This window comes from Bacillus cereus group sp. N8 (genome assembly GCF_016483685.1).
GTDB lineage: Bacteria > Bacillota > Bacilli > Bacillales > Bacillaceae_G > Bacillus_A > Bacillus_A proteolyticus.
In genome coordinates this window covers 1-240 of sequence record NZ_JAEHBK010000217.1, presented here as the reverse complement: position 1 = coordinate 240, position 240 = coordinate 1, and the positions used below count along the sequence as shown (strand labels likewise).

Genomic DNA, 240 nt, shown 5'->3' with positions numbered 1-240 from the left:
CTGTTCCTGCTGGCCCCGTAGTCCCATTCGTTCCAGTTGCTCCAGTTGGTCCAGCAGCTCCTGCTGCTCCCGTTGCACCTGTTGCTCCCGTTGCTCCCGTTGCTCCCGTTGCTCCTGTTTCTCCCGTTGAACCTGTCGCTCCCGTTGCTCCTGTTGCTCCAGTTGGTCCCGTTGGACCTGTATCTCCTGTTGCTCCCGTTGCTCCTGTTGAACCAGTAGCTCCAGTAGCACCAGTTGGAC

General features: G+C 59.2%; 1 protein-coding gene. It reads right to left on the bottom strand.

What is annotated here, in order from left to right; genetic code table 11:
- A partial coding sequence (locus tag JDS80_RS31055; RefSeq protein ID WP_199640842.1) for a hypothetical protein occupies window positions 1-240 on the bottom strand: 240 nt, incomplete at both ends.